The organism is Salimicrobium jeotgali, from assembly GCF_001685435.2.
GTDB classification, from domain to species: Bacteria; Bacillota; Bacilli; order Bacillales; family Halobacillaceae; genus Salimicrobium; species Salimicrobium album.
The window spans coordinates 975,299-987,599 of sequence record NZ_CP011361.2 but is presented as its reverse complement, the minus strand read 5'-3'; the positions used below and the strand labels follow the sequence as shown (position 1 = coordinate 987,599).

At 45.6% G+C, this 12,301-nt stretch carries 12 protein-coding genes; 1 reads left to right on the top strand and 11 read right to left on the bottom strand.

The window, feature by feature from the left end; all coding sequences use genetic code 11:
* Positions 1-96: 96 nt before the first annotated feature.
* The 11 genes from trxA to zapA form a co-directional block, all read right to left on the bottom strand.
* A complete protein-coding gene (trxA, locus tag AAV35_RS04910; RefSeq protein ID WP_008588621.1) occupies positions 97-411 on the bottom strand; it encodes a thioredoxin in 315 nt (104 codons plus the stop codon).
* A gap of 185 nt (positions 412-596) precedes the next feature.
* Positions 597-1,577 (bottom strand): electron transfer flavoprotein subunit alpha/FixB family protein, encoded by a 981-nt coding sequence (locus AAV35_RS04905; protein ID WP_008588620.1) that lies wholly within the window; start codon positions 1,575-1,577, stop codon positions 597-599.
* A gap of 29 nt (positions 1,578-1,606) precedes the next feature.
* Positions 1,607-2,380, bottom strand: coding sequence for an electron transfer flavoprotein subunit beta/FixA family protein (locus AAV35_RS04900; RefSeq protein ID WP_008588619.1), 774 nt, complete (start codon positions 2,378-2,380; stop codon positions 1,607-1,609).
* Between the two features lie 18 nt (positions 2,381-2,398).
* A complete protein-coding gene (locus AAV35_RS04895) occupies positions 2,399-3,166 on the bottom strand; it encodes an enoyl-CoA hydratase (RefSeq protein ID WP_008588618.1) in 768 nt (255 codons plus the stop codon).
* A 17-nt stretch (positions 3,167-3,183) separates the two neighbouring features.
* On the bottom strand, positions 3,184-3,771 hold the full coding sequence (locus AAV35_RS04890; RefSeq protein WP_008588617.1) for a fatty acid metabolism transcriptional regulator FadR: 588 nt from the start codon (positions 3,769-3,771) through the stop codon (positions 3,184-3,186).
* A gap of 74 nt (positions 3,772-3,845) precedes the next feature.
* Positions 3,846-5,540, bottom strand: coding sequence for a long-chain-fatty-acid--CoA ligase (locus AAV35_RS04885; RefSeq protein ID WP_008588616.1), 1,695 nt, complete (start codon positions 5,538-5,540; stop codon positions 3,846-3,848).
* Between the two features lie 247 nt (positions 5,541-5,787).
* The gene (locus tag AAV35_RS04880; protein ID WP_008588615.1) at positions 5,788-6,195 is read right to left on the bottom strand and encodes a DUF350 domain-containing protein; all 408 of its coding nucleotides are present in this window, start codon (positions 6,193-6,195) and stop codon (positions 5,788-5,790) included.
* A gap of 23 nt (positions 6,196-6,218) precedes the next feature.
* Complete coding sequence (locus tag AAV35_RS04875; RefSeq protein WP_008588614.1) at positions 6,219-8,564, bottom strand: endonuclease MutS2; 2,346 nt, start codon at positions 8,562-8,564, stop codon at positions 6,219-6,221.
* A 14-nt stretch (positions 8,565-8,578) separates the two neighbouring features.
* On the bottom strand, positions 8,579-10,294 hold the full coding sequence (gene polX, locus AAV35_RS04870; protein WP_040609208.1) for a DNA polymerase/3'-5' exonuclease PolX: 1,716 nt from the start codon (positions 10,292-10,294) through the stop codon (positions 8,579-8,581).
* 81 nt (positions 10,295-10,375) lie between these two features.
* Positions 10,376-10,930 carry a CvpA family protein gene (locus tag AAV35_RS04865; protein ID WP_008588612.1) on the bottom strand — a complete coding sequence of 185 codons (555 nt, stop codon included), beginning with the start codon at positions 10,928-10,930 and terminating at the stop codon, positions 10,376-10,378.
* 1 nt (position 10,931) lies between these two features.
* The gene (gene zapA, locus AAV35_RS04860; protein ID WP_008588611.1) at positions 10,932-11,210 is read right to left on the bottom strand and encodes a cell division protein ZapA; all 279 of its coding nucleotides are present in this window, start codon (positions 11,208-11,210) and stop codon (positions 10,932-10,934) included.
* A 143-nt stretch (positions 11,211-11,353) separates the two neighbouring features.
* Between zapA and rnhC the strand changes: the two genes are divergently transcribed.
* Positions 11,354-12,289 (top strand): ribonuclease HIII, encoded by a 936-nt coding sequence (gene rnhC / locus AAV35_RS04855; RefSeq protein ID WP_008588610.1) that lies wholly within the window; start codon positions 11,354-11,356, stop codon positions 12,287-12,289.
* Positions 12,290-12,301: the final 12 nt, after the last annotated feature.

The following is a 12,301-nucleotide window of genomic DNA, read 5'->3' as shown; positions in this document are numbered from 1 at the left end:
CCATTCACTCCAATTCTGCTTTGACTGCGGCTTTCACGGTTCGCGATTACCGGTCAAAAAAAGCCATGCTGCAATTCACAGCACGGCTTATATAATTTACGCGTGTTTTCTGATAACTTCTGTAAGCTGTTCTTTCGGTTGGAAACCGACTATCTGGTCGACCACTTCACCATTTTTGAATAGAAGAAGAGTCGGAATGCTCATTACTCCGAATTTACTTGCCGTTTCCTGGTTCTCGTCAACGTCAAGCTTAACGATTTTAACTTCATCGCTCATCTCTTCATCAATTTCCTCAAGAACCGGTGCAATCATTTTACAAGGGCCACACCACGGTGCCCAGAAGTCTGCGAGTACCAGACCGTCATTTGTTTCCTGTTCAAAGTTCTGATCACTTGCTTTTACAATTGCCATAAATAAATCCTCCTATCAACTTATGTTTGTACTGAGTATATCATTGCGTACGGAACGTGACTAATATTTTGTTTTTCGGTCATGTCACTACTCTTCACAGCGGGGCTAAATGCTGAGGTTTCGCTGCCGGCAAACGACTTATCCGCAAACAAATAAACCGGGGACAGGAGCCCCCGGATAAGATGTTACGCATTCACTTTCATATTTCTGATTTCTTCCGTAAGCTTAGGAACGATTTCGAAAATGTCACCTACAAGACCGTAATCGGCAATACTGAAAATGTTCGACTCGGGATCTTTGTTGATAGCTACAATCACCTTGGAGTTTGACATACCGGCAAGGTGCTGAATAGCGCCCGAGATACCGCAGGCGATATACAGGTCAGGCGTCACAACTTTACCGGTCTGACCGATTTGAAGTGAATAGTCGCAATAACCTGCGTCACAGGCTGCACGGGAAGCCCCTACAGCCCCGCCGAGTTCATCGGCAAGTTCCTGAAGCGGTTCAAACCCTTCCGGACCTTTTACAGCGCGGCCTCCGGCTACGATTACTTTCGCCTCGGACAGATCCACCCCTTCGGAAGTTTTACGGATCACTTCTTTGATAATGGTGCGGATATTTTGTACGTCCACGTCCAACGAAGAAACATCTCCGCTTCTGCTGTCATCTTTTTCAAGAGCAGCGATGTTGTTTGGGCGTATCGTCACAAATGTAATACCTTCTGTAACCACTTTCTTTTCGAACGCTTTACCGGAATAGATCGGGCGTGTGAAGACAAAGCCGTCATCACCTTCTTCTACCTCGGTCACATCGGAAATCAGACCGGTTTCAAGCTGGCTGGCCAGTTTAGGAGTTACGTCTTTACCGATGGACGTATGCCCCATAACGATCCCGTCCGGACTCTCCTGGTCGATAACCGCTTTGTACGCCTGAGTGAAGCCTTCAGGTGTATACGTTTTCAATTCAGCGTTTGCAACGGTAACTGCACGATCCGCTCCATATTTGATAAGTTCTTCCGCCATCGAATTGAGATCGCCTTCTCCACAGATTGTGGCTACGACTTCTCCACCTTCGCTGAGAGTTTTGCCAAGTGCTATAGCTTCAAAAGAGACATTTCTCAGTTCGCCTTCTTTCGCTTCTGCGATTACTAATATATTTTTACTCATTTCTTAACCTTCTCCTTTCCTGTGTCCGATTACAGTACCTTGGATTCGTTCTTCAAAAGACTTACAAGTTCTTTTACCTGCTCATCCGGTTCGCCTTCGATGATTTTTCCAGCCTGCTTTTCAGGAGGAAGGAAGATTTCGAGTGTTTTCGTTTTTGCTTCCACATCGTCCTCTTCGAGATCAAGATCGTCAATTTCAATTTCTTCGAGAGGTTTCTTCTTCGCTTTCATAATCCCGGGAAGGGAAGGATATCTCGGCTCGTTCAAGCCCTGTTGACATGTAACGAGAAGCGGGAGTGTTGTTTCCACTTTTTCCACGTCACCTTCAACGTCCCTTTCGATATTGACTGTTTCTCCGTCGATGGATATGTCTGTAATCGTAGTGACGAATGGTATATCCAGCCGTTCAGCCAGTCTCGGACCGACCTGACCGCTCGCTTCGTCGATTGCTACGTTACCGGCCAAAATGATATCCGGTTCGTTTTCCTTGAAATAAGCCTCAAGAATTCTAACCGTCGTATACTGATCCCCCTCTTCGAGATCATCTTCGGTATTAATGAGAACACTCTTGTCAGCGCCCATCGCGAGAGCAGTACGAAGCTGTTTCTCTGCCTCTTCATCACCGACTGTAACTACGGTCACTTCCCCGCCGTGTGCATCTTTCAGGTTGATAGCTTCTTCCACAGCGTACTCGTCATAAGGGTTGATGATATATTCGGCACCCTCGTCTTCGATTTTTCCATTGCTGATAGAAATTTTTTCTTCTGTATCAAAAGTTCTTTTAAGCAAAACATAAATATTCATTACATTTCCCTCCAGTTTCTATTTATCACGGAACTCGGGTTTTCTTTTCTCGATAAAAGCCTGCACACCCTCTGCAGCGTCATCTGTGCGGAAAACCTCTTCAAAGCGTTCAGCTTCGTCTTTCAATCCTGCATTCAGTGTGGATTCATAGACGTTCGGCACAAGTCTGAGTACGTGCTCCACAGACGGTTTGCTTTTAGCCGCTATGGATGCCGCCACTTTCCTGACGTGATCAAGAAGTTCCTCCTCCTCGACCGCTCCGTTGGCAAGCCCTATTTTGACAGCTTCCTCACCGCTTACCGGCTCAGCCGTCAAAATCATCTCATAAGCTTTGGCATCTCCTACGTAACGAGGAAGACGCTGAGTCCCTCCGAAGCCCGGTATGATTCCGAGTCCCAGTTCGGGAAGGCCGAGTTTCGCTTTCTTCGTAACGAATCTCATGTGACAGGAAAGGGCAAGTTCCAGTCCTCCGCCCAATGCAGCTCCATGAATGGCCGCTATGAAAGGGGCGTGAAACTGTTCAATTCTGTCGAAAACAGCCTGACCTTTGAAAGACATATTTTCTTTGCCGCCCTGAAACTCAGTAAATTCCTTTATGTCAGCACCGGCTGAAAAGAATTTTCCTTCGCCTTTTAAAATGACAGCTTTAAGAGACTTCTCTGCATCCAGTTCATTCAGAATTTCGTTGAGATCTGCCAGAATTGTACTGGACAAAGCGTTGGCAGGCGGACTTTCTATAGTGATCTCAGCCACCTGACCTTTGATTTCATAAGTTAATGTATCCATCCTATCCACTCCCCCTGCTATGGACGTCTAAGCAGCCCTTCCACAATCATCTCGTGTACTTCTTTCGCCTGCTTAGTGATATCATAGCGTTCTTCTTTCATAACCCAGTTTGTCACTACCTCATCGATAGTACCGAAAATCAATTGCCGTACCAGTTTTCTATTTATATTATCGCGAAAAACTTCTTCCCTGATACCTTCCTCGACTATCTCATCAATCACGTCTAAGTATTTTTTCAGTACGGAATTGATTTTCATTCTGAGCATCTTATTGGATTGGCGCAATTCAAGTTGCGTCACCACAGCCAGATGGTGATCTTCAGATAATTGTTCGAAATGAGTCTCCACCAGTACACGCAGTTTCTCGGATGGAGTCTGTCTTGAAGTAGTTGCACTTTCGATTCTTTCTATAAAGACTCCCATTTTTTCCTGGAAGAGCGAAACGAGGATATCTTCTTTATTCTTGAAATAGAGATAAATCGTCCCGTCCGCAACTCCTGCCCGTTTAGCTATTTTAGAAACTTGAGATGAATGATATCCATTCTCGGCAATAACTTCAACCGCTGCATCAATGATTTGTCTGTATTTTGGCTTCGTCTGTTTCATCTCTGCTCTCCTGCCTTCGAAATAATGAATGAACCATCATTCATCTCTTATTCTACCCACTAAAATTTATTCTGTCAACTGAGCTTCTTCTGCTTTTCTTTTTCTTCCTCCACCAGACTTCTCCTCAGTATTTTACCGACGGCCGTTTTCGGAAGTTCTTCTCTGAACTCATAAAGTTTAGGAACTTTGTATACTGCGAGATGCTGTTTACAGAATTCATTCAGTTCTTCTTCCGTAAGACTGCTGCCTTCTTTTCGGACGACGTAAGCTTTGACCGTTTCCCCTCTGTAAGGATCCGGCACTCCGGCTACAACGGCTTCCTGAACCTGACTGTGTTCATAAAGGATTTCTTCCACTTCACGCGGGTAAATATTATATCCGCCGGCGATGATCATATCTTTTTTCCTGTCGACAATGTAGAAATAGCCCTCTTCATCCATATAGCCGATATCCCCGGTCCTGAACCATCCGTCCGGACTCAGCACTTCCCGCGTCTCTTCTTCTTTGTTCCAGTAACCTTTCATCACTTGAGGACCTTTAACGGCTATTTCACCTATGCTTCCGACTTCAGCTTCTCCTTCTCCGGCCAGATCCATAATCTTGGAGTCGGTGTTCGGCCATGGCACGCCTATACTTCCGGGTACTCTTCTTCCCCACAGGAAATTGGAGTGGGTAACCGGAGACGTTTCAGTCAGACCATACCCTTCGACGAGCCGTCCTCCCGTCACGTTTTCGAAACGCTCCATCACTTCTACAGGGAGGGGCGCAGACCCACTGATACAGGCATCGATGGATGACAGATCGTATTTATTTATATTCGGATGATTTAAAAGACCGATATATATAGTCGGTGCTCCCGGAAAAAGCGTAGGTCTTTCTTTATCTATCGTTTTAAGCACTTCTTCCACTTCGAATTTAGGAATAAGAAGAATTTTGAATCCCATCATAATGGATAGGTTCATCACCGAGGTCATGCCGTATACATGAAAGAACGGCAGCATCCCGAGGGTGACTTCTTCCCCTTTTTTGCTCTTATACATCCAGTCCACGGACATCCGGGTATTGGCTACAAGGTTGTAATGGGTAAGCATTACTCCTTTCGGATAACCCGTGGTCCCTCCCGTGTACTGCAGCAGTGCCAGATCTTCTTTCGGATCTATATCGATCTCCGTAACGGCCGGTACTTCCGATTTGAATATGTTTTTCCATACATGTGTTTCACCGTTATGTTCCGGACTGACAATCATTTTGTATTCTTTCTTCTGGACAAAAGGATAGAGCGTGTTTTTAGGAAAAGGTAAATAGTCCCGAACCACCGTCACTACTATATGTTCAAGATCTGTCTGTTTTTTGACGGAAGCAGCTTTCGGATAGAGGGTGTCCAGACATATAATCATTTTTGCGCCGGAATCCTTCAACTGATACTGAAGTTCTCTTTCCGTATAGAGCGGGTTCGTCTGTACGACGATTCCTCCGGCCATTAATACGGCGTAATAACTGATGACAGACTGAGGAGTGTTCGGCAGCATAATGGAAACGCGGTCTCCTTTCACAACTCCAAGCTGCTGCAGATAACCCGCAAGATGACAAGCTTCCTCATAAACCATTTCGTACGTCATTTCTTTCCCCATAAAATAAAGCGCTTTCTTTTTTGCGTACGATTGGGCACTCTGCTTCAAAAACTCATGCAATGGCTTTTCTTCATACTCTTTCTCAACCTCGATTTCGTTCGGGTAATGCTTATGCCATATCTTTTCGGACTGGGTCATTCCTTCCCCTCCTTAAAATGAGTTACTACCATTATAACGGCTGGAAGGGAAAAAATGAATGATTTTTCAAATATTTCAATAATATGTACCTAGTAATAAATTCCCGTTTTTCCCGCCCCGCCATGTTCGAGACGGGCGAAGACGGAAATAACCGGGAACTCAGATTAAGTAAATGACACCCGCAGCAATAAACAATACCGCTACTACGATCATTACAATGGATAATGTACGCAATGACTGTCTCCCCTTATATAATTGTAGCGCCGATTACGTAAGATAAACCGACTGAGATAATGAGGGAAAGAAGCCCGACGGCCCGGTTCCCCTCTTCAATCTCTTTATCTATGCGAAAAGATGGAGTTAAAAACTCAAAGATGAAATAACCGATGAGGAGAAGCAGAAATCCGAAAACTCCCCAGCCGATGGAGAGAAACAGAGCATCATTATGTTCAATGGAAAAACGGAAAATGTTGGATATACCGAATATTTTTCCACCGGTGGCCATAGCTACTGCCAGATTCCCTTCTTTAATTTCTTTCCAGTTATCATACTTAGTAACCAGCTCGAATAAAGCAAGGAAAACGACTATACATAGCACGACCACACTGAATCTCGCTGCAGTGTCCACGATCGAAATTTCCCAGAACCCTTCCATGTTTCACCTCTCCCCCTGCATAATCATTTAAGTTCAAGTACAGTAACGCCGCTTCCTCCTTCTTTCATACCACCGGAACGCGCCGTACTGATTCTGGAGTGTCGTTTTGCCAGCGACTGGACTCCCTGTCTGAGGGCACCTGTCCCTTTTCCATGGATAATGGAAACTTGAGGGTAACCAGCGAGAAGGGCATCATCAAGATATTTTTCAAGACGGTTCAAGGCATCTTCATACCGTTCCCCTCTAAGATCAAGCTCAGGTTTCACGTGGGAAGTTTTCCCTCTTACCGGTGCAATCTGTTTCTCCCGTTCCGGCTTTTTCGTTTTGACGAATTCGAGGTCCTTCCTTTTCGCTTTTACTTTCATGGATCCTACCTGTACCTGATACTCGTCGTTTCTTCCTTTCTCGACAATTACACCCTGCTGATTCAGCGTAAGAAGTTTCACTTCATCGCCTGCCTGAAGTTCCTTTGTTTCATTCGACTGCTTGTTCTTCGGCTGTTTCTCTTTCTTCGTAAGCTCCGGCTCAGCTTCATCGAACATCTTCCTGGCTTCAATCCACTCATGTTCTTTCAGTTCGGAGGAGTTCTTCATCTGCTTCAGTTCGTCTACGATGCCCTGTGCTTCCTCCCGTGCTTTATCAACAGACTGTTTCGCTTTTTCTTCGGCTTTCTTATACAGTTTTTCCTTCTGATCCTCGAACCGTTTCCATTCGCTGTTAAGCTCCGAGTAAATTTCTTCCGCTTCCCGCCTTATCTCTTCAGCCCGCTCATAGTCCGCTTCCGCCTCTCTCCTTGCTTCATCGAGAGAAGCTATCATGGATTCGACACTTTCCGAGTCGACTCCCACTCTTTCTTTGGCGGCACTGATTACATCTTCCCGTAAGCCGAGACGTCTCGATATTTCGAAGGCATTACTTCTCCCCGGAACTCCGATTAATAGCCGGTAGGTCGGCTCAAGCGTTTCGATGTTGAATTCTACGGAAGCGTTGACGACGTTTTCCCTGTTGTAGCCGTATGCCTTCAGCTCAGGATAGTGGGTCGTAGCTATGACCCTTGCGTCTTTATCAACCACTTCATCCAGGATAGCCATAGCAAGAGCTGCACCTTCCTGCGGGTCCGTACCGGCTCCAAGCTCATCAAAAAGCACGAGCGTGGAGTCATCCACTTTATCCAGAATATCCACGATATTAGTCATGTGGGAAGAGAAAGTGGAGAGACTCTGCTCAATGGACTGCTCATCTCCGATGTCCGCATAAACGTTGTCGAATACTGCAAGTTCACAGCCGTCCATCGCAGGGATCTGCAGTCCAGCCTGTGCCATTAATGTACATAGACCCACCAGTTTCAGTGTTACCGTTTTACCTCCGGTGTTCGGGCCGGTAATGATGATGGAAGTGAAGTCTGTACCAAGCTCGATGTCGTTCGGCACTACCTCTTCCTCTGAGATAAGCGGATGTCTTGCCTGCTTCATCAATATTCTGCCTTCATTGTTCATCGCGGGCATAGCTGCTCCCATACTTCTGCCCAGTTTTGCTCTCGCAAAAATGAAATCAAGTCCAGCAAGTACCCGGACATTCTCGGCAAGGATAGGACGATCTTCTTCAATGGCCTCGGACAGCTCTCCGAGAATCCTGTCCACTTCCCTTTTCTCCTGCACCCTAGCCTCCTGCAGGTCGTTGTTGATATCGACTACAGGCTGGGGTTCTATAAAGAGTGTCGCTCCCGATGACGACTGATCATGAACAATCCCTTTGATACTTCCCCGATACTCCTGCTTTACAGGCAATACGTACCGTTCATTTCTTATCGTTACGATAGCGTCCGACAGTTTTTCGGACTGCTGCTTCGTGTAAGATTCCATTTTATCCCGGAGCCTGCTTTCTAACGTATTGATTCTGCTGCGGATCGAACGGAGGGTATCAGATGCCCCGTCCATGACCACCCCGTTATCGTCGATACTGTTCCTGATCGTTCTCTCAAGGATCGGTAATGGATGAATGATGTCGACAAGTTCTCTCAGAATAGGCATGTCAGGCTCTTCCATTTCTTCTACAAAGCGTTTCAATTCTTTACCGCCATAGATAGTGGTCGCCACGTCCACACACTCGGTCGCCGAGAGTACACCTCCGATCGAGGTGCGTTTAAGATGCGGTTTAATGTTTCTGATGCCTCCGAACGGAATATGCCCTTTCAGCCGGAGTACCTGCTGGGCTTCATCTGTTTCGTTTTGGAGTTTCACCACTTCCGGCAATTCTGTGGAAGGTTTCAGACGCTGAGCCGCATCCTTTCCAAGAGAAGTCTCCGCATAACCGGTCAGTTTTTCGATTATTTTTCCAAACTCAAGCACGCCCAAAATTCGTTCGTTCATGCAGTAGTGCCCCTTTATTTTGAAGTATCGTTAAGCCATTTCTTAAATTCTTTCAAAGATTTTGTATTTAATACGTTTTCCTTCTTCATGTACCCCCGGCGTGCAGTACCGACGCCCGTCTTCATATCCTCAAGCATAGGGAAATTGTGAGCATCCGTATTGATGGCTATCATTACTCCGTTTTCCTGAGCCTTCTCTATGTTATCAGCCATTAAATCAAGACGGTTCGGATTGGCGTTCAATTCAAGAACGGTACCTGTTTCTCCAGCTTTTTTAATGAGTTTTTCGATATTAACCGCGTATCCTTGCCTTTTTCCGATCAGACGGCCGGTCGGATGAGCAATAATATCGACGTGCGGGTTATCAAGTGCTGCATTCATACGTTTCATTATTTCTTCTTCTGACTGGGAAAACCTGGAATGAACGGACGCTATCACTACATCCATTTCCTTCAGAAAGTCGTCATCGAAATCCAGAGTTCCATCCGGAAGGATATCCATTTCCACTCCGCAGAAAATGTGAAAATCAGTCATCTTATCATTCACTCTTTCGATTTCCTCTCTCTGCTTCCGGAGTCTTGATTCGTTAAGTCCGTTCGCAACCCTGAGATATTTTGAGTGATCGGTTATCACTATATATTCATATCCTTTTTCTTTGCATCGTTCGGCCATCTCTTCGACAGAGTGGGCTCCGTCACTCCAGGTGGTATGCATATGAAGATCAGATTTAATATCTTCAGGCTGAAGAAGCGGCACAGGCTGTCTGAACAGTTTTGTTTCCTCTTTTCCCTCTCTTACTTCCGGAGGAATGTAGGTAAGACCGAAATGCTCGTAAAAAGCTTTCTCGGTTTTGAAAGTCTTTATTTTTCCGGAATCACTGTTTTCGACCCCATACTCGCTTATCTTCTCTCCCTGGGATTTGGCAATTTGACGCATTAAGACATTATGATCTTTTGAACCTGTAAAATGATGCAGGGTGGAAGCGAATTCCTTATCTTTCACTATGCGGAAATCCACATTCACATCCCAGTCTCCGCGTAACACTACAGAGACTTTCGTTTCTCCGGAAGCGATCACTTCCCGTATATCAGGATTCTTCAGCAGTTCATCCCTCGTCTTCCCGGGGCTTTTCGAGGAAATGATAAAATCGAGGTCACCAATCGTTTCTTTCACACGCCGCATACTACCGGCAAGTGAAAACCGTTCAATAGTCTCCAGCTTATGCAGGTATTCTTCCACCTTTTTTGCAAAAGGCTGCATGTAAGCGATAGGCAGCCTGTCGGGCCGGGTACCGAAATCACGGAGAGACTGAAGCATTTTTTCAGCTGATTTCTGACCGAAGCCCTCGAGTTTTTCCACCTCCCCCTCTTCCAATGCCTTCTGCAGTGTAGCTTTATCCACGATTCCGAGCTGCTCATAGAGCTTTGCCAGTTTCTTACCACCAAGTCCCGGCAAATCCAGAAGCGGAATCAGCCCTTCAGGGACTTCTTCCTGTAATTCCTCGAGTTCAGGAGACTTTCCGGTTTCAATATATTCTTCGATTACTGTGGAAGTTCCTTTTCCTATTCCCTTGATTTTAGTGAAGTCATCAATCTCGGTAAGGGAGCGGTTATCACGTTCCAGAGCCTGAGCGGCTTTTGTATAAGCGGATATCCTGAACGGGTTCTCTCCCTTCAGTTCCAGGTACACCGCTATGTCCTCCAGTAATTTTATAACATTTTTTTTGTTTATCTGACTCACTCAAACTCTCCTCCTTTATACATAAAAAGCCGCTATGACAGTTAATAATCACGGCGGCTCTTCTGAGATTCCTTATTTGAAAAACCCTGCAAACTCCTTCATCCAGAGTGACTTTATCTCCCCGGAAATAATAGGTGTGTATTCAACGATCAGCGGGGCCAGCACTGAATTATCCAGGCTGTTCTGCAGGAACATGATAGGAGTTAAAGCGGCTATATACAGGAATATGAAAAGAATTAAATAGTTCTCCACAAATCCGAGCGCACCACCCAGCAGATGGTTGAGAGATTTCAGTATCGGAAGTTCCGCTACAAAATCAAGCATCGAAGCGATAATCTGTATGACTACGTTCACCGCCACAAATATCAGTATGAAAGCTACTGCATTGTAGAATGCCACTTCCATAGGGACGTCCCCTGTAAATATAGCCCAGGCCCCGTTCTCCTGAAATTCCGGGTAAGGAACCCATAGTGTAAGTTTTGAAGCAAGGTCATCGTAGTACAGTACAGCGGTCAGAAAAGCTGCAATGAACCCGACGATATGAAAAAGCTGTAACACGAAACCCCGCTTCATACCTTTGACGAGGCCAAGGAATAAAATTAAAAGTATCAATAAATCAATAATCATATCAGTCTCCGGCCTCTTTCTCCAACTTTTGAATATAGCTCATAAGTTCATCGTAATCTTTTTTCAGTTTAATATAATCACTCATCGTGTTGACAGCTGTAAGCACGGCCAGTTTAGCGGTATCAAGCCGAGGGTTATTCTCTATGATCCCTCTCATTGTGCCATCTACTCTGCCTGCTACTTCACGAACGTGACGATCGTCCTCATTTCCTACTATAGTATAGGAACGGTTGTAAATTTCAACGGTAGTCTTTACTTTTCCTTTATCCGATTGGGACACGTCCATTCCCTCCTGCTTGTCAATCCTAACTAGTATCTTAACACGAAGATAAACAAATAGGAAAGCAATAAAAAGCATCCCACCCGCGATACGCACAGTCTGATATAATTAGTCCATAACGAGCAGGAAAGGACCAATGATTTATGCCGACTTATGTATTGAAAGCTACACCTGAGAGAATAGAAGAAATGAAAAACTATTATAGCCGAAATTTAATGAAAACGCCTCCCCATGCCGTGTTCCAGGCTCATACCCCCCTGGCCTCCATCACAGCTTACCAATCGGGAAAAGTGGTCTTTCAGGGAAAGACACCGGAACAGGAAGCGGGGCAGTGGGAAAAGGGGGCACACACGCCCAAGGAACGGAATTCAAAGAAAGAAACTCACGCATACCATCCTCCGGCCGATCTTTTTCACAGTCCGCATATCGGTTCGGATGAAGCAGGTACGGGAGATTACTTCGGGCCTATCACCGTCTGTGCTCTCTACGCTGATGAAGAGCAGATACGCACGCTCAAAGAAATCGGTGTCAAAGATTCCAAACATCTGACAGATGACAAAATAACCGTAATAGCGAAACGTATCGTTGAAATGAACGTATCTTACCGGCTCATGCGTCTATCCAACAGTCGATACAATGAATGGAGGGAAAAGGGGTGGTCCCAGGGCAAAATGAAAGCCCTGCTTCATCATCAGGCCGTAACGAAACTTGGGGAGGACCTGTCTCCCATACGTCCTGAAGGAATTCTGATAGACGAATTTGCCAGACCGGAAATTTATAAAAAACATCTGCGATCCGAAGGAAAAACAATGGAGAGCAACACATATTTTATGACAAAAGCGGAAAGTTATTCGATTCCGGTAGCTGCCGCTTCCATACTCACCCGCTCCTTATTCGTGAAGGAAATGAATAAGCTGAGCCGTCATTTCGGCAGAACTATCCCAAAAGGAGCCTCTTCGAAAGTCGACCGGGCAGCAGCAGCGATTTTGAAATCTCACGGAGAAGATACTTTGAAAGACGTGGTGAAGTGGCACTTCGCCAACACGGAAAAAGCGAAAAAAATAGCTCAGGAAGGATGAACCTTCTCTGAG